The 25,569-nt window shown below is 51.8% G+C and carries 24 protein-coding genes; 4 read left to right on the top strand and 20 right to left on the bottom strand.

All coding sequences use genetic code 11. From position 1 onward, the window contains the following. Position 1: 1 nt before the first annotated feature. Together DG046_RS01045 and hpt are read right to left on the bottom strand one after the other, a co-directional pair. Positions 2 to 877 (bottom strand): CPBP family intramembrane glutamic endopeptidase, encoded by an 876-nt coding sequence (locus DG046_RS01045; RefSeq protein ID WP_108830746.1) that lies wholly within the window; start codon positions 875 to 877, stop codon positions 2 to 4. Continuing rightward, entirely contained in the window at positions 828 to 1,349 is a 522-nt protein-coding gene (gene hpt, locus DG046_RS01040; RefSeq protein ID WP_108830745.1) for a hypoxanthine phosphoribosyltransferase, read from the bottom strand. The genes DG046_RS01045 and hpt overlap by 50 nt, the downstream gene beginning before the upstream one ends. Before the next feature lie 87 nt (positions 1,350 to 1,436). On the opposite strand from hpt, the gene DG046_RS01035 reads away from it, so the two are divergent. Beyond that, a complete protein-coding gene (locus tag DG046_RS01035; protein WP_108830744.1) occupies positions 1,437 to 1,892 on the top strand; it encodes a DUF4364 family protein in 456 nt (151 codons plus the stop codon). 52 nt (positions 1,893 to 1,944) lie between these two features. Here DG046_RS01035 and DG046_RS01030 read toward each other — a convergent pair whose 3' ends face one another. The 7 genes from DG046_RS01030 to DG046_RS01000 form a co-directional block, all read right to left on the bottom strand. Further along, positions 1,945 to 2,448 carry a methyltransferase family protein gene (locus DG046_RS01030; protein WP_108830743.1) on the bottom strand — a complete coding sequence of 168 codons (504 nt, stop codon included), beginning with the start codon at positions 2,446 to 2,448 and terminating at the stop codon, positions 1,945 to 1,947. A gap of 147 nt (positions 2,449 to 2,595) precedes the next feature. Then, positions 2,596 to 3,096: an Asp23/Gls24 family envelope stress response protein gene (locus DG046_RS01025; protein ID WP_108830742.1), complete on the bottom strand. Its 501-nt coding sequence runs from the start codon at positions 3,094 to 3,096 to the stop codon at positions 2,596 to 2,598. A gap of 16 nt (positions 3,097 to 3,112) precedes the next feature. Continuing rightward, positions 3,113 to 3,448, bottom strand: coding sequence for a DUF2273 domain-containing protein (locus DG046_RS01020; protein WP_108830741.1), 336 nt, complete (start codon positions 3,446 to 3,448; stop codon positions 3,113 to 3,115). 4 nt (positions 3,449 to 3,452) lie between these two features. Continuing rightward, positions 3,453 to 4,013, bottom strand: a complete 561-nt coding sequence (amaP, locus tag DG046_RS01015) for an alkaline shock response membrane anchor protein AmaP (protein ID WP_159082010.1) — start codon at positions 4,011 to 4,013, stop codon at positions 3,453 to 3,455. Between the two features lie 119 nt (positions 4,014 to 4,132). Beyond that, a complete protein-coding gene (locus tag DG046_RS01010; protein WP_108830739.1) occupies positions 4,133 to 6,796 on the bottom strand; it encodes a valine--tRNA ligase in 2,664 nt (887 codons plus the stop codon). A 266-nt stretch (positions 6,797 to 7,062) separates the two neighbouring features. Continuing rightward, positions 7,063 to 8,052, bottom strand: coding sequence for a tryptophan--tRNA ligase (gene trpS, locus DG046_RS01005; RefSeq protein WP_108830738.1), 990 nt, complete (start codon positions 8,050 to 8,052; stop codon positions 7,063 to 7,065). Positions 8,053 to 8,073: 21 nt separating this feature from the next. Beyond that, entirely contained in the window at positions 8,074 to 9,390 is a 1,317-nt protein-coding gene (locus tag DG046_RS01000) for an amidohydrolase (RefSeq protein ID WP_108830737.1), read from the bottom strand. 148 nt (positions 9,391 to 9,538) lie between these two features. On the opposite strand from DG046_RS01000, the gene rpsD reads away from it, so the two are divergent. Continuing rightward, positions 9,539 to 10,132 carry a 30S ribosomal protein S4 gene (gene rpsD, locus DG046_RS00995; RefSeq protein ID WP_108830736.1) on the top strand — a complete coding sequence of 198 codons (594 nt, stop codon included), beginning with the start codon at positions 9,539 to 9,541 and terminating at the stop codon, positions 10,130 to 10,132. 69 nt (positions 10,133 to 10,201) lie between these two features. After that, a complete protein-coding gene (gene murC / locus DG046_RS00990) occupies positions 10,202 to 11,596 on the top strand; it encodes a UDP-N-acetylmuramate--L-alanine ligase (protein ID WP_108830735.1) in 1,395 nt (464 codons plus the stop codon). A 50-nt stretch (positions 11,597 to 11,646) separates the two neighbouring features. Here the strand turns inward: murC and srtB are convergent, their stop codons facing one another. The 10 genes from srtB to ftsE all read right to left on the bottom strand — a co-directional run bounded on the left by srtB (position 11,647) and on the right by ftsE (position 24,200). Beyond that, positions 11,647 to 12,372, bottom strand: a complete 726-nt coding sequence (srtB, locus tag DG046_RS00985; RefSeq protein WP_108830734.1) for a class B sortase — start codon at positions 12,370 to 12,372, stop codon at positions 11,647 to 11,649. Positions 12,373 to 12,488: 116 nt separating this feature from the next. Further along, the gene (locus DG046_RS00980; RefSeq protein ID WP_108830733.1) at positions 12,489 to 13,211 is read right to left on the bottom strand and encodes an amino acid ABC transporter ATP-binding protein; all 723 of its coding nucleotides are present in this window, start codon (positions 13,209 to 13,211) and stop codon (positions 12,489 to 12,491) included. Then, positions 13,195 to 13,884, bottom strand: coding sequence for an amino acid ABC transporter permease (locus tag DG046_RS00975; protein ID WP_108830732.1), 690 nt, complete (start codon positions 13,882 to 13,884; stop codon positions 13,195 to 13,197). The genes DG046_RS00980 and DG046_RS00975 overlap by 17 nt, the downstream gene beginning before the upstream one ends. 66 nt (positions 13,885 to 13,950) lie before the next feature. Then, positions 13,951 to 14,877, bottom strand: coding sequence for a transporter substrate-binding domain-containing protein (locus tag DG046_RS00970; protein ID WP_159082009.1), 927 nt, complete (start codon positions 14,875 to 14,877; stop codon positions 13,951 to 13,953). A 324-nt stretch (positions 14,878 to 15,201) separates the two neighbouring features. Beyond that, on the bottom strand, positions 15,202 to 18,030 hold the full coding sequence (uvrA, locus tag DG046_RS00965) for an excinuclease ABC subunit UvrA (RefSeq protein ID WP_199909556.1): 2,829 nt from the start codon (positions 18,028 to 18,030) through the stop codon (positions 15,202 to 15,204). Positions 18,031 to 18,045: 15 nt separating this feature from the next. Continuing rightward, a complete protein-coding gene (uvrB, locus tag DG046_RS00960; RefSeq protein WP_108830730.1) occupies positions 18,046 to 20,016 on the bottom strand; it encodes an excinuclease ABC subunit UvrB in 1,971 nt (656 codons plus the stop codon). A gap of 24 nt (positions 20,017 to 20,040) precedes the next feature. Further along, positions 20,041 to 21,204, bottom strand: a complete 1,164-nt coding sequence (locus DG046_RS00955; RefSeq protein WP_108830729.1) for a S41 family peptidase — start codon at positions 21,202 to 21,204, stop codon at positions 20,041 to 20,043. 61 nt (positions 21,205 to 21,265) lie between these two features. Continuing rightward, positions 21,266 to 22,597 (bottom strand): murein hydrolase activator EnvC family protein, encoded by a 1,332-nt coding sequence (locus tag DG046_RS00950; protein ID WP_108830728.1) that lies wholly within the window; start codon positions 22,595 to 22,597, stop codon positions 21,266 to 21,268. Between the two features lie 24 nt (positions 22,598 to 22,621). After that, a complete protein-coding gene (gene ftsX / locus DG046_RS00945; protein ID WP_108830727.1) occupies positions 22,622 to 23,527 on the bottom strand; it encodes a permease-like cell division protein FtsX in 906 nt (301 codons plus the stop codon). Next, positions 23,514 to 24,200 (bottom strand): cell division ATP-binding protein FtsE, encoded by a 687-nt coding sequence (ftsE, locus tag DG046_RS00940; protein ID WP_108830726.1) that lies wholly within the window; start codon positions 24,198 to 24,200, stop codon positions 23,514 to 23,516. Before ftsE ends, ftsX begins: the two co-directional genes overlap by 14 nt. A gap of 81 nt (positions 24,201 to 24,281) precedes the next feature. Here ftsE and DG046_RS00935 point away from each other — a divergent pair, with 81 nt between their 5' ends. Beyond that, positions 24,282 to 24,839, top strand: a complete 558-nt coding sequence (locus DG046_RS00935; RefSeq protein WP_159082008.1) for a 5-formyltetrahydrofolate cyclo-ligase — start codon at positions 24,282 to 24,284, stop codon at positions 24,837 to 24,839. Here DG046_RS00935 and larB read toward each other — a convergent pair. After that, positions 24,824 to 25,495 carry a nickel pincer cofactor biosynthesis protein LarB gene (gene larB / locus DG046_RS00930; protein WP_199909555.1) on the bottom strand — a complete coding sequence of 224 codons (672 nt, stop codon included), beginning with the start codon at positions 25,493 to 25,495 and terminating at the stop codon, positions 24,824 to 24,826. The genes DG046_RS00935 and larB overlap by 16 nt on opposite strands. Positions 25,496 to 25,569: the final 74 nt, after the last annotated feature.

Raw genomic sequence — 25,569 nt, 5'->3', positions numbered from 1 at the left:
CCTATACAAGTAATTGAATCACATAAACTGCCGCGAGCATGGCAATCGGAATCCACTCCTTGCGCCGCACCACTTGCTTTCCGCGAGGCAAGGGCCTTTTTATGGAGGCGCGCAAAATCAAAGCCACGCCCACGGCGCTCGCCACGAGGAGCATCACCGTGGTGGCATTTTTTACGCCGCCCAGGCGAAGCACGATCCCCGCCTTTGAAAAGGACGCGATCCACCGTTCGTTAAAGAAGTGGATAAACAGAATGGATGACAAATTATAAAGAAAATGGGAAAAAATACAGGCCTTTAAACCGCCGTAGAGGTAAATATAGCCCAGGACCAATCCGAAGAGAAAGGGAGCCAAGCTGTTTTGCAATTCGAAATGAAAAATGGCGAAAAGTGCCGCCGACAAAACCACGGCGCCCCGCGGGCTGCGGCGGGAAAACTGTTCGCACAAGACGCCGCGGAAAAAGAATTCTTCCATAATCGCCGGCGCCAGGGCCATGGTAAGGATTTGTTTAAAAAGGCCCACGTCGCCCCTGAGCAGGTCCAGATTTTGATTTTCCAAAAGATAAATGCGGCTCAAGGCATCGAGAAAAATGCCGTTGATCACGAGGATGATGGGAAAGACGGCCACGGTCAAGAGCGCCGCCTCGCCAAGGGCCATGCCTCCGTGCTTTTTCCCGCCGTAGCGGCCCCTGAAATAAATTGCCGGGAGAAAAATCGCCACCGCCTCCGTGAGCACGATGCCGAAAAACGGATCTCTCTTTGAAAACAGCGGCCCTAAGAGCAAAAACAAAATCGCCGCCGGGACGCACCAATAGAGCAGGCCGATGAAATTAATCTTCGTAGGTGTAGATGTAGGGTTTGTTTCTGTAATACGGCCCATAATTTAATCCATAGCCCACGATAAAGACATCGTCGATGGTAAATCCCGTAAAATCGGCGGAAAAATCCACTTGTCTGCGGGAGGGTTTGTCGAGCATCACCGCCGTTTTCACCGACGCCGGCTCCATTCTTTCAATGGCTTCCGCCACCGTTTTAAGGGTGTGGCCCGTGTCGATAATGTCGTCGACGATGAGCACGTGGCGGCCCTTCACCTCACTGCGCAAGTCGCCGAACACCTTCACATCCCCGGAAGAGGATTCGTTGTTTTCGTAGCTGGAGGTGGTCATAAAGTCGATTTCCATTTTGCTCTTCATTTCCCGAACAAGGTCCGAGCAGAAGACGAAACAGCCGCGCAAAAGGCCGATAATCAGAATCTCCTCGCCGGCGTAGGCCGCGTCAATCTCCTTTGCCAATTCTCCGACGCGCTCGGCGATGGCTTCCCTCGAGTACAACACCAATTCTTTCTTTTCCATAGGCTCCTCCTTTTTACTATCTATTCATTATATCAGAATCCGGCCCATCTTTTCTCCTCGGGTGCTATAATTCTTATAGGTGATACTATGAAAAAGGAAACATTACACACATTGGCGGCGGACAAACTCTACCTGCTCTCCTCCATCGACGCATGGAAGGGCCCGGTGAGGCGGAAGGATTTTTACGACGCTGTTTTAAACGAAGGGCGCATGAATTACTTCTTTCTGTGCCAATACATGAGCGAATTGTGCGATGCCGATTTTATCGAGGATGCTGACGAGATTCTTACCTTAACCGAAGAAGGCAAAGACGTCCTCGCCATGTTCGGCGATGCCGCCACTCCCGTGGCCCAAGGAGACGGGTTGCCCAAGGCGAGCTACGCCGTATACGACGAGGGCAAGTTCAGAGTCTATCAAAAGCGCGTGGACGACGTGCTCGTCTTTTCACTTGCCCTCTCAAGCGACGCCTTTGAGGTAAATCTAGCCGGCGAAACCGACGAGGCGCAGGTGGAGGAATTAATGCAGCGTCTAAAAAACGGATAATCTCTTAATCTTTACACCATAAGACCATCGAGAAGCCTTTCTCGATGGTTTTTTAATGCTCACCTGGCCTTTTCGGAAACCAAGGAAGCACGCGATTCACCTTCCTACAATAGAGGGCATATTCCTCGCCGAATTGGCGGAGCAACCACTTTTCTTCCGTTTGCTTCATTAACAGGGTGAGCATCGCCCAAAATAGAATAGGCAGTAGGAGCAAGAGATAATTGGCAGCGAAAAGAAGGGCTCCGGTAAAGATAAATAAAAAGGCGCTGTATACGGGGTTTCGAACCCATCCGTAGACGCCGGTGGTTAAAAGCTTCCGTTCCCGAACTTTTTCGTTGATGCGTTGTAAAATCACTGCATGAATCCAGAGATACATGCCGCCGAATAAAAATAAAATGCCGAAGGCGACAAAAATGAGTCGTTCCCATTCCATCTGGCCTGCACTCAAAAATCTCTTGTTTCGAAACATGATTCCGAGCGTGGTTAAAAACAAACAGCTAAGTACATAAATCGGCCCCACACCAAAAGCGGGCATTTTAAAATCGTCAGATCTCATGCATCCCTCCTGCGTTATTTATTTTTATTTGATATTATCTCTCAGGATTATTATATAGTAAAACCGCTTTTCGCTCACAAAAAAACGGATGCCGAGAATCTCAGCATCCGTTTTTTCGCGAACTGATTTTATATCAAGCCCTTGGATTTACCATTGACGATTGTAGTCTTGTTTGTTGGATCCGACTTGATTGGAAATGCTCTTTTGTTTCTTTTCTTCGAAGTCTTTGCGGGTGAGTACGTCGACGACTTCCATATTGAGTTCCACGACGTCCAAGCCCGTCATAAGCTTCAGTTGTTTTTCCGTGTATTGTTTTAATTCTTCAAAAATCCGCGGTGCCGATTGGCCGAATTCCAAAAGGATTTTTACGTCCAACACGACTTCCTTGCCGTTGATCGTGGCATCGACGCCCTTGGTGTCGTTGGATGCGCCGAAGCTTTCCGTAATGCCGGAGATGAAGCCGCCTTTTAAGTCCAAGACGCCTTTTATTTCGCGGGCGGCCAAGGAGACGATTTTTTCTACGACGGAATTATTGAAGATCAAGGAGTCTTTGTGTTCGACTTCTTTCGCTTCTTCGCCGGGAACTTCCGGTAAATCCTTTAAAGCTTCTTTTACTTCTTCTGCATTTTTTTTGATTTCGCTTGTCATGATCCGGTCCTTTCTCTTAACCAATGGAATCTAAAAACTTGAGTACGACGGGATTGCGGTCGAAGAAACCGCCTACCACAAAGCCCGCACCGATTAAAATGGCGAGGAGCAGGGTTTTGAAAAATCCGATGGTGATGAATAAAATCCCGATAATAAGGCCCATCACCATGCCGCCGACGGTTTTCTTGTAGCGTCTGAAGAGGGGCGAGGAAAATAAATCTCCCAACCGCCTTCTTTCCGCAGGCGCACTTCCGCTTTCCGCGATTTGGGGTGCCGCAACGTTTTGCGGAACGATGTCGTAATCGCCCAGGTAGTGCAGCTGCTGCTGTTCATCTTGTGTAAATAATCGCATCGCCTCACCCCGCAACCTGTTCTGTCTTCACTTCACCGGGCTCGGTGAGGGTGATTTCCACATCGCCTACGGGATAGCCCACGTAGTTTTCCAAATTTTCCCGCACGCGTCCCTGAATGGATTCAGACAACGCGTCCAGATTGGTAACTTCCGCGACGCCGCAGGTAATTTTCGATCGAATCGTAGGCTCTTTGCCCCCGTGGATGTCCACGGACACCTCGGGCCGGGTCACTTCGGAAAAATTTTTCACCGTACATGCCACGACCGAGCGCACCGACGATTCCGTTAAATACACTTCGCCGTCCTCATGCTTGATGCGGATGCTTCTTTCCCGCGTCTTTACGGTTAATGAGCGCAGGAAAAGGAACAATCCGTAAACGGCCGTAAGAGCCGCGAATACGGAAAAGGCATAAAAACCCCATTCCTCATTTAAAATCCCGATCAACGCTTCCTGCCACCGGTCGAGACCGACGGCACTGCCGTAAAATGAGAAGAAACAAACGCAGGCAAAGACGAGAAGTACCAGGGCCACGAGAATATCCATGACCTTCTTACTCTTTCTCACAAACATGCCTCCCTTCACACGAGTCCTCTCGTGTGATCTTTCCTTCTTCTTACACTTTACCCTTCGCGAAGGGAGATTACGCATCAAGCAACTGTAAATTCCTTGGTTTCAGAAAAAACCTAATCCGCCAATTGCTTTTGAACGAAGGCGGCCCGTTCTTTTAAGTTCTTGAGGTTTTCCTTGTGTGTTTCCAGTTTTTCCCGTTCTTTTTGTACGACTTCGGGTTTGGCTTTGCTGACGAAGTTTTCGTTGGCCAGCTTCTTTTCCGCCCGCTCGATTTCAGCTTCGGTCTTTTCCATGTCTTTTTTCAGCCGTTGGGCTTCCTTGTCGTAGTCGACCAAGTCTTTCATGGGGAGGAAGAGTTCCGCTTTTTCTACGACTACGGAAATGACGTCGTCGGAAACGGCGTCGCGATCGGGAATTCGCTCGATGTCGGTGCAGTTAGCCAAGTTGGCGAAGTGATCTTTTAATTCGTCGTAGACTTCCGCCCGGGCGTCGTCGTCGGTTAAGAGATAGAGCTTGCTCTTTCTGAAGGGCTCGATGTCCATTTCCGCCTTGGCATTGCGAATGCCGCGAATGGCTTCTCTCAAAATAGAGATTTTTTCCACGTCTTCGTCGTATTTGTAGACGCCGCTTTCGGGCCAGGCGCTCACGATAAGATCTTCTTTCGTAGAGGGCAGGAAGGCGTAGATTTCTTCCGTAATAAAGGGCATGAAGGGATGGAGCATTTTCAGGATCTTTTCAAGCACATCGAGGAGCACGCCATAGACCACTTCTCTGTCTTCGATGTCGTCGCCGTAGAGGCGCGGCTTCACCATTTCGATGTACCAGTCGCAGTATTCGTCCCAAATAAAGTCGTGTACCGCTTCGGCGGCCATGCCGATGTCGTATTTTTCGATTTTTTCCTGAACTTCCACAATGGTTTCATCGACGCGGGTTAGGATCCAGCGGTCTTCCGAATGGAGTTTTTCCTTCATCACCTTGGCGTCGTAGAAATCTTCCGGCAGATTCATGAGCACGAAGCGAGACGCGTTCCACAATTTGTTGCAGAAGTTGCGGTTGCTTTCCACACGCTTGTAGCTGAAGCGCATGTCGTTGCCCGGAGTGGAGCCGGTGATCAAGGTAAAGCGCAGGGCGTCGGCGCCGTATTGGTCGATGACGTCCAAAGGATCGATTCCGTTGCCCAAGCTCTTGGACATTTTGCGGCCCTGTTCGTCGCGAATAAGCCCGGTGAGGTAGACGTCGGTGAAGGGCAGTTCGCCGGTAATTTCAATGGCGGAGAAGACCATGCGAATGACCCAGAAGAAGATGATGTCGTAGCCGGTGATCAAGACGTCGGTGGGATAGTAGAAATCCAAATCCGGCGTGGAGTCCGGCCAGCCCATGGTAGAGAAGGGCCACAGGGCGGAACTGAACCAGGTGTCCAAGGAATCTTCGTCTTGGCGAATGTTTTTGCTGCCGCAGGCGGTGCAGGTGTGAACGGCTTCTTTCGATACCATCACCTCGCCGCAATCGTCGCAATAGTAGACGGGCAGGCGATGGCCCCACCACAATTGACGGGAGATGCACCAGTCGCGAATGTTTTCCAGCCAGTGGGTGTAGATCTTGCCGAAGCGTTCCGGCACGAAGTGAAGATCGCCTTTTTCGTAGGCTTCCAAGGCGGGCTTAGCCAGCTCTTCCATGGACACAAACCATTGTTTGGAGAGCATGGGTTCGATGACGGTTTTGCAGCGCTCGCAGTGGCCTACGGCGTTGTGGTGATCGTCGATCTTTACCAAATAGCCGCCTTCGTCGAAATCCTTAACAATGGCTTTACGCGCTTCTTCACGGCTCAAGCCACAGTATTTGCCGGTGTTTTCGTTGAGTCTGGCTTCTTCGTCCATAATCAGAAGTTGGCCCAAATCGTGGCGCGCGCCTACTTCGAAGTCGTTGGGGTCGTGGGACGGGGTGATTTTTACGGCGCCGGTTCCGAATTCAGATTCCACGTAGCTGTCGGCGATGATGGGGATCTTCCGGTCGATGACGGGGATCACGGCGTATTTGCCCACGTAATCTTTATAGCGTTCGTCTTCCGGATTGACGGCGACGGCCAAGTCCCCGGGAATGGTCTCCGGCCGAGTCGTGGAAATCATAATGGCGTCGTCTTCGCCGTCGATGGGGTAGCGGAAGGTCCACATCTTGCCTTCCTGCTCCTCGTGTTCCACTTCCGCATCGGAAAGGGCGGTTTTGTCGTGAGGGCACCAGTTAATGATGCGATCGCCCTGATAGACCAGGCCTTTATTGTAGAGGCGAATAAACATTTCTTCTACGGCGGCGGATAGGCCTTCGTCTAAAGTGAAGCGCTCCCTGGACCAGTCGCAGGATACGCCCAGCTTCTTTAATTGGTTTTTAATGTTGCCGCCATATTCTTCCGTCCAGGCCCAAGCGGCTTCCAGGAATTTTTCCCGGCCCAAGCTGTCTTTGGACTTGCCCTCTCTGCGCAACTTTTCCACGACTTTTACTTCCGTGGAAATGGAGGCATGGTCCGTTCCGGGAATCCACAGGGCGCTGTAACCGCGCATGCGCTTGAAGCGAATTAAAATATCCTGCAGGGTGTTGTTCATGGCGTGACCCATGTGCAAATTCCCCGTAACATTCGGCGGCGGCATGACGATGGTAAAGGGCTTCTTCCCCGCCGCCTTGTCCTTTTCGCGATCCGGCGTAAACTCGCCTTTTTCCATCCAATCGGCGTAGATGCGCGATTCGAAATCCTTGGGATTATAGGTTTTCTGCATACTGTTCATAATTCCTCCTACTAAAAAATCTCGCCCTGAAAAGGACGAGATTCCGCGGTACCACCTTTATTCCGTATTGCTACGGCACTTCTTCCCCATAACGACGGGACGCCGTTTCGCTCTCACGAAAAAAGGATGAAGGCGACCTTCAATTGCTTCGCCGATCGCTTCCACCACGCGCGACCTCTCTATGGACGAGGGACAATCTACTCCTCCTTCACATGTTTAAAGATAGGTTCATTATAGAAAATTTTCTGTAAAAAATCAAGACTTGTTTAAAATTGTACTAATCCGACTTTTCTGTATACCTTTCTTAGCGTCTTCTGTGCCAAGTAGGATGCTTTTTCCGCACCGTCTCGGCAAATGGCTTCCAATTGTTCCTTGTCGCCGCGAATGGCGTGGAAGCGCTCTTGTACCGGCGCGAGACCTTCAACCACGGCTTCTGCCACAGCTTCTTTCAGCTCGCCGTAGCCTGCGGATTCAAATTCCCTGAGTGCTTCCTCGGGGCTGATGTGCTTAAAGGACGAGTAAATGTCGAGAAGGTTTTTAACCCCCGGTTGCTCGTCGGTGTAGGCGATGGTGCCCTTGGAGTCGGTGACCGCCCGCTTGATTTTTCTGCGAATCACGTCGGGTTCGTCGAGAATTAAAATAAAGCCGTTTTCGTCGGGATCGGATTTGCTCATTTTCGATGTGGGATCCTGCAGACTCATGATCTTCGCCCCCACCTTCGGCGCCATAATGTCCGGAATGGTGAATGTGGGCGAATAGCGGGTGTTGAAGCGCTCGGCGATGTCGCGGGTGAGCTCGATGTGTTGCCGTTGGTCTTCCCCGACGGGCACAAAGGCCGATTGATAGAGAAGAATGTCCGCCACCATGAGCACCGGGTAGTTTAAAAGCCCGGCGTACACTTCTTTTTGCTTTTTGGATTTATCCTTAAATTGGGTCATGCGGTTTAACTGGCCGATGGAGGTAATGGTGTTTAACACCCAGGCCAGCTCCGTGTGCTCCGGCACTTGGGACTGAATGTAGAGAATGGATTTTTCGGGATCGATGCCGCAGGCCACGTAGAGGGCGATCAAATCCAAGGTCCGCTTTCTTAAATCGGCGGGATTTTGGGGCACGGTAATGGCGTGCATATTGGCGACGCAGTAAATGCATTGGTATTCTTCCTGCAAATCGGAGAAATTGCTCAGTGCGCCTAAATAATTGCCGATGGTCAAGCTGCCCGAAGGTTGAATGGCCGAGTATACTACTTTTTTATCCATGATGTCCTCTCTTTCCGCGGCCTAAAGGTCGCCTTTAATCGCATCGCTTAATTCTTTGCGGTCGATCAGCTGTTGAAATTTCCGTTCCACTTTTTCACGAATGTCGTCCAGATCCACGCGGGTCAATTTGCGGTCTTTTAATACAAACTTCCCGCCGATCAAAACGTGTTTCACATCTTCCGCCTGGGCCGAGTAGCACAGGGCGCTGATTAAATTGTTCCGGGGCGTGAAGCTCGGCGAATTTAAATTAAAGCAGCTAATGTCGGCGAGCTTTCCTACTTCGATGGATCCGATTTCAAAATCCCGCCCCAAGGCCCTGGCTCCGTTGATGGTGGCCATGCGGAGCACATCTTCCGCCTTCAGTGCTTCGGGATCGTAGCTCACGCCCTTGGCCAAAAGTCCGGCCAGGTGCATCTCCTCAAGCATGTTTTGATTGTTGTTGGAGCTGTCCCCGTCGGTTCCCAGTGCCACGGTGAGGCCCTTATCCAACATCTTTTGCACGGGCGCGATGCCGCTCGCCAATTTTAAATTGCTGGAAGGATTGTGCACCGGGAAAAACTTCTCGGGATCCACTAAATCCATGTCCTCTTCCGTCATGTGGACGCAGTGGGCGGCGATGGTGCGCACCTGATCCAGCCCGAGATTCCACATGTAGCGAATGGGCGTCGTGCCGTAAAGGGCTTCGGCGTCTTCCATCTCCTTTTTCGATTCGGACAAATGGGTGTGGAGCACGCCGTCCAGTTCTCCGGCAAGTCGGATAATGTCTTTAATGTAATCGCCGCTGCAGGTGTAAATGGCGTGGGGCGCCGGAGCTACCTCCAACAAATCATCGCCCAGTCCGTGGCTGTTAATGTAAAGCATGCGCACTTCTTCCAGCTTTTCGTCCCCTGCGCCGTCGCTGTCCGTAAGGCCTCGGGTTAAAAGCCCCCGCATGCCGATGGCCACCGCCGCCTGGGCCACCATGTCCATGTGGTAGTACATGTCGCAGAAAGTCGTTGTGCCCGATAAAATTCCTTCCGCCATGGAAAGCATGCTGGACCAATAAATATCGTCTCGGGTCAAGTGGGCTTCCAAGGGCCAAATCGCCTTGGTGAGCCAGGTATTTAAATCCATGTCGTCGGCATAATTTCTGAAATAGCTCATGCCCAAATGGGTGTGGGCGTTGACAAAGCCCGGCACGAGCAAGAGATCCCTGCCGTCGATGATTTCGGCGCCTTCTAATGTATAGGCGCCTGCAATGGCCGCGATCTTGCCGTCTTTAATCTCAATGTCTCTGCGGTCAATGACCTTTCCGGCCACCACATCGACGTATTGCGTGTCTTGAAAAATGATATGCATAAGTCCTCCTCGCAAGTCTGTTTTTAGTATAGCACAAGGGAGAAAAAAGCGGAATATGGCCTTTTTCCCTTTACATGTCCTCTGTTTTCTTGTATAATACCAGAGGTTCTAAATTATCGCGGCAAATAATAATTTAGGAGTGAAGACAATGGCAAAAATGATGGGACCTAGATTTAAACAATCCAGAAGATTAGGTCTGAACGTATGTGGACATCCCAAGGCGATGAACCGCGCCGGCAGAGGCACGGCTCGCTCCGACAAGAAGTTAACCGAATACGGGAAGCAATTGTTGGAAAAACAAAGACTCAGAGCTTACTATGGCGTAATGGAAAAACAATTCTACCGCTACGTCCTCGACGCTCAAAAGGCGGAAGAAGAAACCGGCCCTGCACTTGTTAAACGCTTAGAAGTCCGCTTAGATAATTTAACGTATCGTATGGGTTTTGCATCCTCCATTCGTCAAGCAAGACAAATGGTTACCCACGGTCACATTCACGTAAACGGCAAGAGAATCAACATTCCCTCTTACCAAGTCCAAGTCGGCGACGTGATTTCCTTAAGCGACCGCGGCCGCAAAGTTGACATGTTCAAAGAAAACTACGAAACGAACTTCGTCAACGCCTATCCCTACATCACGAAGGAAAAGAACAATCGAGCTACCTTAAGCTCCGAACCCGCTCGTGAAGATATCCCGATCGAAATCGAAGATCAACTGATCGTCGAATTCTACTCCGGAAAATAAGAAATTGCGGATTTTCCGCAATTTTTTTATTTGTCGTCTTATAAATAACTACCAGGAAGTGAGGTAAGCATGTTTCAATTCCAATTTGGAACAACGGATTATCACCATATCCACTTTATCGGCATCGGCGGCATCAGCATGTCCGGCCTCGCGGCACTGATGCTTTCCAAAGGTTACACCATCTCCGGCAGTGACCGAAAAGCTTCGCCCATTACAGAACATCTTCAGGAACTAGGCATTACGGTTTACGAAGACCACGACCCCGCCCAAATCGAAGACGCGGATCTCGTCGTCTACACCGACGCCATTCAAATGGACAATCCCGAATATCGGGCGGCCGTCGCAAAAAAAATCGACGTCGTGGACCGCGCCACGTTCCTCGGCGCCGTCATGAAGAATTTCCACGTCTCCATCGCCGTCTCCGGCACCCACGGAAAGACCACCACCACGTCCATGATCGCCACGGCCATTAAAGATGAGCCATTCTCCCCCACCATTATGGTCGGCGGAAACCTCGGCGAAATCAGCGGCAATGTGCGCATCGGCGACGGGGATTTCTTCCTCACCGAAGCCTGCGAGTACCGGGCCAATGTGTTGAAATACTTCCCCTCTACGGCGATTATTTTAAACATCGACGAAGACCACCTGGACTTCTTCGACAACATTGACCACATTCTGGAAACTTTCCGGGCCTACGCCGGCAACCTCGGCGAAGGGGACGTGTTGATTCTAAACAAAGACGATGACTACGCCTACGGCATGAAAGATGCCACCAAGGGCCGCGTCGTGACCTTCAGCCACAAAGGAGCCGCCGATTACGAGGCCCGCAATCTCGTCATCGACTCCCACACGGGCAGACCCAGCTACGATCTGTACATTCGCGGCGAGATGATCGCGCCAATTCAGCTGCAAGTCATGGGGCTCCACAATGTGTCCAATTCCCTGGCCGCCATCAGCGCCTGCGTGGAAAACAACGTCCCCGTGGAAGATGCCATTAAAGGCGTCCTCGGCTACCACGGCGTGGGCCGCCGCCTGGAATACAAGGGTGAAGCGGGCGGCATTCGCGTCATCGACGATTACGCCCACCACCCGACGGAGATCGCATCCACCCTCCATGCATTAAAGCCCACGGTGAAAAATCGGCTGATCTGTATCTTCCAGCCCCACACCTACACCCGCACCAAGCTTCTTCTCGACAGCTTCAGTCACAGCTTCTCCGAGTCCGACATGACCATTATCGCCGACATCTACGCGGCGCGTGAAAAAGACTACGGCGACATCCACTCGAGAACCTTGGTCAATGCGGTAAAGGCCAATCACGATTCAGCCATCTACATCGGCGAACAGGACGATATTTTGGACTACATCAAAGACAAAAGCCGCCCGGGCGATGTGATCCTCACCATGGGCGCCGGCGATATCTTCCGCGTCGGGGAACGCTTCTTGGAAGATGCAAGTAAGTAAAGGTAAACAAATAGCGCCTCATCACTCTCGATGAGACGCTTTTTTTGTGCTTATTTTTCCTCCACGAGGCGGCCGTGAAGGACCATTCGCTCTTCTTTTCCCGAGCAGGTTTGCAGGGTGATGATTTTTTCTTCCTGCCAATTCAAGGGATCTTTCAGTATATTTTTTGTTTCCAGTCGCGTACGGAAGGCGGCGAGGCGCTTACCTTCGTATTGAATGGAGCGGAAATCTTCGTAGGGATTCGCCTTGTATGCGGCGAAAATTTTATACACCTTTCGCCCTTTTTCCGTATCCACGACGATTTTCGGCGCCGTCTTTACGAACTCCGGATCCTCGTAGGACAAAAGAGGATGAAAGACTTTGCCGTTTTTCACGCGGTGGCCGTAGATGATCGTGTTTTGATCGGAAAAATCCGCCTTGTTTCGGTAATCCATAAAGGGCACGCCGAGGGCGTTTCGGCTTTTCTCGATGTCGTGATTCAGGTAATAGTCGTTGTCCTTCCCCTGCACCACGGGCAGGGAGAGGGGCGTTCCGGGAATTTCGATCCAGGCCACCAAATCGGGATAGTCTTTTTTCAGGGCCGCGATTTTTTCCGCGGCGGCCTTATCGGCATCTTTCGCGGCGGCCTTTTCGCCTGCTCTGTATTTTTCCTCTATGCGGGCTTCGTTTCGATCGTAGACGTGTTGATCTTTGTAATAGAGGCCGATCTTTCCCAAAGAAAACACAAGCACGAGGACCAAAACGAGTCGCAAGCCGTTTAATACTTTTTTATTCATAACGCTCCTTTCTTCTGATTATTACCCTTTTCGGAAATACATTCCCAAGAAAAAAACGAGGGACCATGGGCCTCTCGATTCTTCGGAATGATAATAGGAATGTAGCTGCAATGATTTTACAGCACTTTGTTTAAGAATTCTTGCGTCCGGGCTTCTTTCGGGTGGCCGAACACTTCTTCCGGCGTGCCCTCTTCCAGCAAATAGCCTTCGTCTAGGAAAAGGATCCGATCCCCCACTTCTCTTGCAAAACCCATTTCGTGGGTGACGACGACCATGGTCATGCCGTCGGCGGCAAGCTGTTGCATAACGTCCAGCACTTCGCCGACCATTTCCGGGTCCAATGCCGACGTGGGCTCGTCGAAGAGCATGACTTTGGGCTCCATGGCCAGGGCGCGCACAATGGCGATCCGCTGTTTTTGTCCCCCGGAAAGTTGATTGGGGTAGCTGTCTTTTTTGTCCAAAAGGCCGACGCGATTTAAGAGTTTTTCCGCCTTGGCTTCAGCCGCCTTTTGATCCGCGCCCTTTACCAGCACCGGCGCCATGGTGATATTTTCCATGACGGTTTTGTGGGGAAAGAGATTAAAGGATTGAAAGACCATGCCCATATCTTCACGGATTTTTTCGATTTCCGTGTTCTTGTCGTTAATGTCCACGCCTTCGAAGATAATTTCGCCGCCGTCGGCTTCTTCCAGGCGATTCAAACAGCGCAGGAAGGTGGATTTCCCCGAGCCCGAAGGCCCGATGACGACCACCACTTCTCCGTCTGCGATTTCCGTGGAGATGCCTTTTAAGACTTGGTTGTCGCCGAAACTTTTTGTCAGATTATGAATGCGAATCACTGTTAGCCAACCTCTTTTCAAACACACTGATGACCTTGGAAAGGCCGGTTACGAGAATCAAGTAGATAAGCGCCGCCGTCACATTGGGCATAAAGGGTTTGTAGCTCGCCCCTTGGGCGATCTTTGCCTGATACATTAAGTCGCTTACGCCGACGATGGAGACGATGGCCGTTTCTTTGATCAAAGTGACGAACTCATTGCACAGGGCCGGAAGCACGGTTTTAATAGCTTGGGGCAAGATAATGTAGCGCATAATTTGGCTTTTCTTCATGCCCAGGGATGCCGCCGCTTCCCCTTGGCCGCGATCCACGGCGTTGATCCCGCCGCGGATAATCTCGGACACATAGGCCGAGGAGTTCATGCATACGGCGATTAAACTTAAGGCAAAGGGATTTTTTAAGGCCGCGTATTGATCGGGGAGCACGCTGGAAAAGCCGTAGTAGAATATCGTTACTTGAACCAATAATGGCGTGCCGCGAAACATTTGCACGTAAATTTTTGCGATGGTTTGCAGAGGCTTTAACTTCGACCGACGAAGCAGCACGATTAAAATGCCCAGGATAAAACCGAAGAATACCCCTAAAAAGGAGAGCTTCAGGGTCATCAAGGTGCCTTCTAAATAGGATGGACCGTATTTATTTAAAAAGGCCATCCAAGATTTCATTAAGTCCATTTTTCCTCCTCGATAGAAAAAACTGTTTCACGAGGAAACAGTTTTAACTCTATGGTTCGGGCAATTTTACTTGCCGTTGTTTTCTGCTGCGTTGTCGGCTGTCGCTTCTTCAGCGCCTCCATCGCCTGTGGATTCGTCGGCTAATTTTTCGTATTCCGCAATCCAGCCTTCGATCTTGCCTTCGTCGATTAATTTTTGTACCACTTGGTTAATGTAGGCGGTAAAGGCGTCGTCGCCTTTTTTATTGGCTACACATACGCCCGGTTCTTCGGGTACGCCTGCGTCGATGACGACGAGTTCGGGGAATTGTTTTGCGTATTGTGCGCCGGCACTGCTGGAAATGACCAGTGCATCGGCGGTTTTATTCTTAACTTCCATAGCCAAGTTGTTTAACTTCGCTAAGCTCTTTAATTCCACATCTTTCGGGAAGTTTTCGCGGACGGTTTCTTCTTGGAGGGAACCGGTTTGCGCACCGACGACCTTGCCGGCAAAGTCTTCCATCTTCTTGTATTTATCCGCATCCTCTTTGCGAACGAGGACCACTTGTTCGTTGGTGAAGTAGGGTACGGAGAAGTTGACCGCTTCTTCACGTTCCGGAGTAGCCGAAAGACCGGCGACGCCGATGTCCGCTTGACCGGAGGTAATGCTCGGGATAATGCCGTCGAAATCCAAATCCTTGATTTCAAGTTCTACGCCGATTTCATCGGCAATGGCTTTGGCGATTTCAATGTCGAAGCCGACGATTTCGTCTTTACCGTCTTTTATTAAGTGCCATTCGTAGGGCGGGTAGTCGGCGCTGGTGGCCAGGACTAATTTGCCGTTGTCCTTAATCTTCTTGACGGCGGCGTCCATGTCTTCTTGACTCACTTGAGCGGGTTCTTTATTGCCTGCGTTGTTGGCGGCCTTTTCTCCGTTTTTCGCACCGGATCCGCAACCGACCAATGCAAATGCCATGATCATGGCTAAAATTGTAAGTAAACCTGTCTTTTTCACTTTATTTCTCCCTTCAATCTTAAATACATCGGCTATCATTTGTATCGGCGTCGTCTTTTAGGGCCGGACGCGCAAGTCGAATGGATTCTTCCCTTGCGACAATTCCGATCGCTCTCGAAAAATTTTTCTGTATTCAAGATTAAGGCCTCCTTCTTTGTTTTTTCTTTTGTGAAATTATACTATATCGTGTTAAAATCCACAAGAAAATCCGAAAGATATTGAGAAACGGTGTTTCTCGTTTGCCTTAATCGAAATTTACTTCGCTTTTCGAAAACTGTCTACTATAAGTAGGCCCTTTATCAAAGGATTTGCGTCAATCTTGCTTTATTTTTCCAGAAGCGGTTTCAGATAGATGCCCGTGTAAGACTTTTCGTTTTTCGCCACGTCCTCGGGCCGGCCCGTGGCCACCACTTCGCCGCCGCCGTCGCCGCCGTCGGGCCCCAAGTCGATAATGTGATCCGCCACTTTGATGACGTCCAGATTGTGCTCGATGACCACCACGGTGTTGCCCATGTCGGCAAGCTTGGAAAGGACGCCTAAAAGCTTTCGAATGTCTTCGGCATGAAGACCGGTGGTGGGCTCGTCAAGGATATAGAGGGTGTTGCCCGTCCCCCGCTTGGAAAGCTCCGTGGCCAGCTTGATCCGCTGGGCCTCGCCGCCGGACAATTGGGTGGAGGGCTGTCCGAGCTTAATGTAGCCCAGGCCCACTTCTTGCAGGGTAATGATTTTTCGTAAGATTCGCGGGTGGTTTTCGAAAAATTCCGCCGCCTGATCCACGGTCATGTCCAGGACGTCGGCGATGTTTTTGCCCTTGAATTTAACCTGCAACGTCTCCCGATTGTAGCGCTTGCCGCCGCAAACTTCGCAGGGTACGTAGACGTCGGGGAGAAAGTGCATTTCCACTTTCAAAATCCCGTCGCCTTTACAGGCTTCGCAACGGCCGCCCTTCACATTAAAGGAGAAGCGGCCCTTGGCGTAGCCGCGAATTTTCGCCTCGTTGGTTTGGGCGAAGACGTCGCGAATGGAATCGAAGACGCCGGTGTAGGTGGCGGGATTGGATCGGGGCGTGCGGCCGATGGGGCTTTGATCGATGGACACAATTTTGTCCACGTGCTCCAAGCCCTCGATCTTTTCGTACTTGCCCGGACGCACTTTGTTTTTGTTTACCTTTTGAGCTACGGCCTTTTTCAAGATCTCGTTGATGAGGGAGCTCTTCCCCGAACCTGAGACGCCGGTGACGCAGATAAATTGTCCCAGAGGGAAGTGTACGTCGATGCCCTTTAAATTGTTTTGCGCCGCGCCGTAGACGACGATCTCATCCCCCGTGTAGGGCCGCCGCTCTTTCGGCACGGGAATTTTTTTCTTCCCGGAAAGGTATTGCCCCGTGAGGGATTCTTCCACTTGAATGATCTCGTCGTAGCTGCCCTGTGCCACAATGTGGCCGCCGTGGACGCCTGCGCCGGGACCGATGTCCAAGATCTCGTCGGCTTCCCGCATGGTGTCTTCGTCATGTTCCACGACGATGAGGGTGTTGCCGATGTCCGTCAGATTCCGAAGGGATTTTAAGAGCATGGCATTGTCTTTTTGGTGGAGGCCGATGGAGGGCTCGTCAAGTACATAGGTGACGCCCACGAGGGCCGAGCCGATTTGGGTGGCGAGGCGAATCCGCTGGGCTTCGCCGCCGGATAAGGTGCCCGCCATGCGGGCCAAGGTAAGGTAGCCCAGGCCCACTTCTTTTAAGAAGGAGAGCCGCTCGTGAATTTCCTTTAAAATCTGATCGGCGATGTTTCGATCCATGTCGCTGAGATCCAGGGAATCGAAGAAATCCATGGCGTCGATGACGGAAAGCAGGGTGGATTCGTAAATGTTTTTTCCGCCAAGCTTAAAGACCAAGGATTCCATCTTCAGCCGCGCCCCGTGGCAATCGGGACAGGGAATGTCCGAAAGGAAAGCTTCGATTCTTTCCATGGCGCGATCGCTGGTGCTCTCGCGATAGCGGCGATTTAAATTGTTTAATATCCCTTCAAAGTGGCCGGCGTACTCCTTCTCTCCGCTAAAATGGGATTCGAAGACGAAGTGCAGGGGCTCTTTCGTGCCGTGCATTAATTCGTCGATCATGGCCTTCGGCGCATCTTTAATCGGAGCCTTCGTGGAAAAATCGTGTCTGGCCGCGATTTGGTCGATGATTTCTTTGTAATAGGTGCCTTCCGTGGTGCCGTAGCAGGCGATGGCCCCTTCGTCGATGGATAGCTCTTTATTGGGAATGATGAGCTCCGGATCCGCCCGGCGGCTGCTTCCCAAGCCCTTGCAGGTGGGGCAGGCCCCCATTGGCGTGTTAAAGGAAAAAGACCGAGGCGTGGCGGGCTCGATGGAAATATCGTGCTCGGGGCAGGAGTAGCTCGTGGAGTAAAGCTTTTCGTTGCCGTCCATGGTGTCCACGATCACCGTGGAACCGGAGATCTCCAGTGCCGTCTCGATGCTGTCCGTGAGGCGGCTCTCGATTCCCTCGCGAATAATGATGCGATCCACGACGATGAAGATGTCGTGGATTTTATTTTTATCCAGCTCAATCTCTTCTTCCGTGCGGTGCATTTCTCCGTCGATGATCATGCGCAAAAAGCCTTCCTTGCGAATGCGGTTCAGGACTTTTTTATGCTGGCCTTTTTTCTGGCGCACTACCGGGGCCAGGAGTTGAAAGCGCGTGCCCTCCTCCATTTCCATAATCTTGTCCACGATCTGATCTTCCGCAAAGGCCTCGATGGGCTTTCCGCACACCGGGCAATAGGGCTTCGCCACACGGGCGTAGAGCAGGCGGATGTAGTCGTAAATTTCTGTCACCGTGCCCACGGTGGAGCGTGGATTTTTCGACGTGGTCTTCTGGTCGATGGCGATGGCCGGGCTCATGCCCTCGATGTAGTCCACCTCGGGCTTGTCCATCTGCCCCAAAAATTGCCGGGCGTAGGAAGACAAGCTTTCCACGTAGCGCCGCTGTCCTTCGGCGTAAATGGTGTCGAAGGCCAGGGAGCTCTTGCCGGAGCCGGAGAGGCCCGTGATGACCGTCATTTTATTTCTCGGAATATAGACGTCGAGATTTTTTAAATTGTGCTGGCGCGCCCCGTGAATGTGGATCGCCTGTTCAATGGATGGATTCATCTATTTCCTTTCTCTTTATTCATTTAATCCGTAGCGTTCTTTTATTTCTCTTATTTGATCGCGGATGCTCGCCGCCCGTTCGAAGTCCAGTTGCTCGGCAGCCTTGAACATTTCCGTCTCGAGATTCTTCAACATGGCCAAGATGTCTTCCTTGGCGAAGTCTTCATCGAAGGCTTCCTCTTCTTCCGCCGCAATGGTGTTTTCAATGACGTCGCGAATGCCCTTGACGATGGACTTGGGCTCGATGCCGTGTTGTTTATTGTAGGCCATTTGAATGGCGCGGCGCCGCTCGGTTTCTTCGATGGTGCGAGCCATGGAGCCGGTGATGGTATCGGCATACATAATAACCCGGCCTTTCACATTTCTCGCGGCCCGACCCGCCGTTTGAATGAGGGATGTCTCCGAACGCAAAAAGCCTTCCTTGTCCGCATCCAGTATGGCCACGAGGCCCACTTCCGGAATGTCCAGGCCCTCCCGTAAGAGGTTAATGCCCACGAGCACGTCGTAGACGCCGAGGCGCAGATCCCGAATGATCTCCATGCGCTCGATGGTCTTGACATCGGAGTGGAGGTAGGCGACTTTCATGCCCATGTCCTTAAAATACTTGCTCAAATCTTCCGCCATGCGCTTGGTCAATGTGGTGACCAGGGTCCGCATATTTTTCGACGTCATGTCGTTGATCTGTTCCGTCAAATGGTCGATTTGATTTTTCGTGGGCACCACGTCGATCTTCGGATCCACGAGACCCGTGGGACGAATGATCTGTTCCACCCGCTGCTCTTCGTGTTCCGTTTCGTAAGGCCCCGGCGTGGCGGAAACGTAGACCACTTGATTCTGCAGAGATTCGAATTCCTCGAAGCGCAAAGGCCGATTGTCCAAAGCCGATGGCAGACGGAAGCCGTATTCCACGAGGGTTTCTTTTCTGGCGCGGTCGCCGTTAAACATGCCGCGAATCTGGGGCACCGTGGCGTGGGACTCGTCGATAATGGTCATGAAATCCTTCGGGAAGTAGTCGATGAGGGTGTAGGGGCGGCTTCCCGCTTCCCTGCCGCTTAAGTGGCGGGTGTAGTTCTCGATGCCGGAGCAAAAGCCCATTTCCTCCAGCATTTCCACATCGTAATTGGTGCGCTGCTCCAATCGCTGAGCCTCCAGGAGCTTTTCCTGATCCCTCAGGGTAAAGAGCCGCTCTTCCAATTCCTTGCGAATGGTTTTGACGCCCCGCTCGATTTTTTCCGGACGCGTGGCAAAGTGGGACGCCGGAAAAATGGACACGTGGTTGCGATAGCTTTCGATGCGACCGGTGACCGCGTCCACTTCGGCGATTTGATCGATCTCGTCGCCGAAAAATTCCACGCGAATGGTCTTGTCGGAATTGCCGGCGGGAAAAATTTCCAGCACGTCCCCTCGGGCGCGGAAGGTGCCTCGGGAAAAATCCACGTCGTTTCTCACGTATTGGATGTCCACGAGCTTGCTCATGAGGGCGTTACGATCCCACACCATGCCCGGGCGCAGACTCACGACCAAGTTCTTGTAGTCGATGGGGTCGCCCAAGCCGTAAATGCAGCTCACCGATGCCACGATAATCACATCCCGCCGCTCGAAGAGGGCCATGGTGGCGGAGTGGCGGAGCTTGTCGATCTCATCATTTATGCTTGCATCCTTTGCGATAAAGGTGTCCGTCCCCGGCACATAGGCTTCCGGCTGGTAGTAATCGTAGTAGCTGACGAAGTATTCCACGGCATTGTCCGGGAAAAATTCGCGAAACTCCGAGGCCAATTGGTAGGCCAGGGTCTTGTTGTGGGCGATGACCAAAGTGGGCTTTTGCACACGCTCGATGAGATTGGCCATGGTAAAGGTCTTGCCGCTTCCCGTGACCCCTAAAAGGGTTTGGTGCTTCATGCCCCCCTCGATGCCCTTGGCCAGTTTGTCGATGGCCTGGGGCTGATCGCCGGTGGGTTTATAGTTCGAATGAATTTTAAAATCCATAAATCCTCCTGCAAAAAGAGCGATCTAACGACCGCTCTTCTCAATAATGGCAATTGCCTTTTGCAATTGTGTATCCTGATCTCGATGCTCGAGTCCGATGGCCTTAACGTCTTCAGGCAAGGTGACTTTCACGTCGGGCTCGATGCCCTTATCTTGAATACTTACCCCGGACGGCGTGAAATATTCACTGGTGGTAAGCTTTATGCCGCCGCCACCGGGCAGGGGAACCAGGGTTTGCACCACGCCCTTGCCGTAGGTCTTTTCACCGACCAAGGTGGCCGCCTTGTTGTCCTTTAAGGCGCCGGCCACGATTTCAGATGCCGAGGCACTTCCGCCGTTGACCAAGACCACGATGGGCTTGTTCCAGCTTTCCTCGTCGGAGGTGTAGTGGAAGACTTCCTTATCCCGATTGTCCTTGGCGCTTACGATGTCCGCTTTGGGAAGCAATTGATCGCTGATGCCCACGGCGGCTTCCAAAATGCCGCCGGGATTGCCGCGAAGATCCAGAATCAATCCCTTTTTTCCCGCCGCGGCATTCATGGCCTCGGTAAATTCGTCCACCGTATTTTCTTCGAATTGGGTGAGGCCGATGTAGGCGATGTCGCCGATGGAACCCGTGATTACCGATTCCGTGTGGATTTCGTCGCGGGTAATCTTCACATCCCGCACGCGGCCGTCCCCTTCGGACATAATGCCCAAGGTCACCGTGGTGCCCTTGTCGCCTTTAATGTGCTTGACCGCCTCGTCCATTTCGTCCACGGTGTATTCCACGCCGTCGACGGAGACGATTTTATCGCCGGATTTTAACCCCGCCGCCTCCGCAGGCGAGCCCTTAATGGGCGCAATGACCGTGATCAGTTTGGAACCTTCGACGGCGCCGATTTGCACGCCGATGCCGAAAAATTCGCCGGTGGTGGATTCCATAAACTGTTTGTACTCCTCTTCGTCGAAGTATTGGCTGTACGGATCATTCAACGCCGCCACTGTGCCCTTTTTTCTGCCTTCGATAAAATCTTTTTCGGTGATTTCGTCGCTGCGCAGGTAGTATTTCTTTAAAAAGCGCTCCAATACTTTCGTCTGGGCCACTTCCTTCGCGCTTCCCGTGGCCACTTGCACCGAGGCAAAGGCGGTGATGATATTGGTCACGAGCAAGAGGGCGATAATGCCCGCTATGTGTTTCTTTTTCATGGGTACTCCTGTTTTAAATGGAAGAAAGAACCTTCCCGAAGAAAGGTTCTTTTACTTTCGATTATAAATAGTTAAGGGGATTTTGCACTGCGCCGTTGACCCGCACTTCGAAGTGCAAGTGCGCGCCGGTACTCATGCCCGTGCTGCCCACATAGCCGATGGTTTCCCCTGCGGAGACGGATTGCCCCGGGTTCACGGCTCTGGAAGATAAGTGGCCGTACACCGTGACCTTGCCGCCGTGGTCGATCATAATGCAGTTGCCGTAGCCGCTCATAAAGCGGGAGGCGATGACCGTGCCGGAACCGGCACTGACCACCGGGGTGCCGTTGGGGGCGCCGATGTCCACGCCGGTGTGGAGCTTGCGGTATTTCAAAATCGGGTGTATGCGGTAGCCGAAAGGCGACGTGATCCGGTGATGGCCGGGGACAGGCCAGTAAAATTCGCCGGTTTTCGCTTCCGGCGTGGCCTTTTCACCGTAAGAAACCACGTCGTTGGAGACGGCGGGCGCGCTGTTTACGGATGCCGATCGAGTCGATACGGTGCGGCCGGTGGAGCGGCTCGCCTTTCTCGCAGCCGCTTCCTTTTCGCGACGGGCCGCTTCCGCCGCCGCTCTTTGCTTGGCGATGCGGGCCGATTCTTCTTCCTTGGCCTTTTGTATGGAAAGATCCAGATTGGCGATTTGCGATTCAATGGCGTCGGATTCGCGAAGCATGGCGTCGTATTGCGCTTCGTAGGCGCTCAGATTGCTCATGAGGCTGTTCATGTAGCCGGTCTTTTGCGCATTGGCCGCTTCAAGATTGCTGCGCTCGATGCGGGCTTGTGCCTGCTTTTTAGCCAATTGCTTTTCCTGCTCGGCGAGAAGGGCCTGCTTTTCTTCGATTTCCTTTACCTTGGCGTTAATTTCATCGATCAGCTCCCGGTCGCTGGTGGCGATGGAGCGAATCATGCGGGCGTTGCCGATGATGGACGTGGCCTCCGTGGAGTCCAAAAGAATGTCCAAATAGCCCCGATCGTTGGCGATGTACATGGCGCGAAGACGCTTGGCGTAAAGATCTTTTTTCTCCAAAAGCTCCGCCTTTGCCGCCTCGAGCTCCGCCTTCGTTTGCGCGATTTCCGCCTGAAGCTTTTGCATTTCGCCGTTTAATTGATCGATTTTAATATTGACTTGAGTAATTTGTGCGTCCAAGGCGCGAATTTCCGCTTGCACCGTGGCCACTTGGCCCCTGGTTTGGCTGATCATGGATTGGGTGCCCGCCATATTGGATCGAATCGAATTCTTTTTTTGTACCGCTTCCGAACGGGTGGCTTCCAAGCTCGATGCCAGCACCGGCTGGGAACTTAACATTAAAATGGCGAGAGCCGCGGAAAGTTTCTTTCTGTGATTCGCTTGCAAAGTGAACCTCCTTCTGGTTACCGTCTATACATCTAAGAACCGCTTCAGCGACAGAGAGCTTCCGATTAAGCCGACGCCGACGCCGATACATAGAAACATAATGGCCATGTCCTTCAGCATATCCGTGGGCCGAATAAGCCTCAGCCCCATGAGAACATTGAGTTTTTCATCGAACAGGCCGAACATGCCTTTGTAGCCTAAATACACGAGCACCAAAGCCAGGGCTCCGGCGACGACGCCGAAGAACATGCCTTCGATAAGCAAGGGCCGACGTATGTAGCCGTCACTGGCGCCGATGTATTTCATAATTTGAATTTCCTGACTTCGATTGGCGATGGTGGATTTAATGGTGTTGTGAATAAGCACGATGGCGATGATCAAGAGAATGGCGACGACGGCCACGCCTAAAATGCGTACCCAATCGTTAATTTGCACAATCTTGCCGATTAATTCATTTAAGTAATCCACCTGATAGACCCCGGGCATGCCCTGCAAGGTATTGGCCACGGTCTTCGCCTGTTTTATATTGGACAACTGCAAAGTAATGGAAGCGGGAAGGGGATTTTCTTCCATGCCTTCCAGGAAATAGGCGTCGTTGGTAAGCTCCATGTTCTTGGAGAAATCTTGCCAGGCCTGTTCCTTGGAGGTGTAGCTCACGTCCTTTACATAGCCCGTGCCCTCGGCCTTTTTTATAATGGCCCGAATGCTGTCTTCGTTGGCGTCGTCGTTTAAGTAAACGACCACCTTGTCCACTTTCTTCTCCGTTTCGTTGACGATGCCGGTCATGTTCAAAACCAAGAGCACCACCACGCCGAAGAGGACCAAGACGGCCATAATGGAAATCACGGACAAGAGGCTCATGCCCTTGTTTCTCGCGATGCCCTGAAAGGCCTCTTTTATGTTGTTGCCGAATTGTCTAATCCACCGCATCGTAACCTCCCACGTTCACATCGCTGATGATTCGACCGTTGTCGAGGGTAATGACCCGGCGCTGCATGTGATTGACGATTTTTCTGGCGTGGGTGGCCATAATCACCGTGGCGCCGTCGTCGTTAATGCGCTTTAAGGTCTGCATGACGGTCATGGCCGTCTCGAAATCCAAGTTTCCCGTGGGCTCGTCGCACACTAAAACAGGCGGTTTGTTCACGATGGCCCGGGCAATAGCGAGGCGCTGCCCTTCCCCACCGGACAATTCGCCCGGGTAACTGTTTAATTTATCGCTTAATCCGACAAGCTCCAACACTTCCGGCACGCGCTTTTTAATGGTGCGGCCGCTTTCGCCGACGATTTCCAGGGCGTAAGCCACGTTTTCGTAAGCGGTCTTTTTTTGGAGCAGACGGAAATCCTGAAACACGACGCCCACTTGACGCCGCAATTTGGGTATATACCATGGAGACAATTCGGTGATGTCTTTATTGTTTACGTAAATGTGGCCGCGAGAAACTTTTTCTTCGCAGATCAACAATTTGATTAAAGAGCTTTTGCCCGCGCCCGAAGCGCCGACGATAAAAACGAATTGACCGTATGGGATTTCCATATTAATGTCCATTAAAGCCTGTACGCCGTTTTTGTACTCTTTATAGACATTTTGAAACGTAATCAACGATCCACCTCATTCCATACAATTTATCTCATTTATTATAGTATAAGTTACAAAAATATGAAAGCAAGGAGCCCATTTGCCATGAAAAAGAAATGTTTGCGTAATAATTCCATCGTCATTCGAGATAAAATTCCCGAATCGGCGCGAAAAGAAAAGTCCCGGACGATTTTTTCTCGCCTTAAGTCCCTGGATGAATACAAAAAGGCGCGGCAGATTTTCATTTTCGTCTCCATGGGGAGCGAAGTGGAGACCATTCATTGGCTCGACGATTTGCTGAAGGAAAAAGAGGTCTTGATCCCCGCCACGAAAAAAGGCGATTCGGAAATGAAAATGGCCCGCCTTTTATCGAAAGACGAGCTCGTTGAAAATTATTGGGGGATTTTGGAACTGCCGGAAGCATTGGCTCAGGCGCGGGATGCGGCTACCTGCGATTTAATCATCACCCCGGGCCTCGCCTTCGATCATTCGGGCTACCGCATGGGCTACGGCGGCGGCTTTTACGACCGCTTCTTCTCGAGCCACGAGGGCTTTCGATTGGGCGTAGGCTTTCACGAACAATTGGTTGAAGAAGTACCTCGAGACGCATACGATCTGCCCGTCCACGCCTTTTTATCCGAGACGGATTACCTCGTCTTTTGATGGATGGCGTAGACGATTTCCGCTGCCATGTAGGCGGCACCGTAGCCGTTGTCGATATTCACCACGGCCACGCCCTCGGCGCAGGAATTGAGCATGCTCAATAGGGCCGCTACGCCCCCAAAGGACGCCCCATAGCCTACGGAGGTGGGCACGGCGATGACGGGAACAGAAACCAGCCCCGCCACCACGGAAGGAAGGGCGCCGTCCATGCCGGCGCACACGACGATCGCATCGCACCCGCTGATGGCGTCGATCTTATCGAAGAGGCGGTGGATTCCCGCCACGCCCACGTCGTAAAAGGGCACGGCCTTTACGCCGAAATAGGCGAGGCTTCTTGCACACTCCTCCGCCACCTTTCCGTCGGAGGTGCCCGCCGTCACCACGGCCACAGAGCCTACGGGCTCTTTTTTTGTGCCCGCCAAAGCGGTTTCGGAGAGAGGATCGTAATCCAGCCACTCTTTTAACTCGCCTAATTTTTCGTAGACTTCCGGGGCGAGGCGTGTGATCAATACATCGCCCTGGGCTTCCAGCAAGCCTTCAATGCAGTCCTTTAGGTGGGCCGGCGCCTTGTTCTCGCCGTAAACCACTTCGCCGAAAAGCCGCCTGCTTTTTCGTTTCGTATCCAAATTATAAAACTGTTTGTCGTCTCTCATCATGGCCTGCTTCTTTCTATCTTTGACAAGTCTTAAAATACGTCTCTTCTTTGAAATGTACATCATTCTTTCACAAA

The organism is Aedoeadaptatus coli, assembly GCF_900343085.1.
Classification (GTDB): domain Bacteria; phylum Bacillota; class Clostridia; order Tissierellales; family Peptoniphilaceae; genus Aedoeadaptatus; species Aedoeadaptatus coli.
The sequence above is the reverse complement of the archived record's forward strand: the minus strand, read 5'-3'. Positions and strand labels throughout refer to the sequence as shown.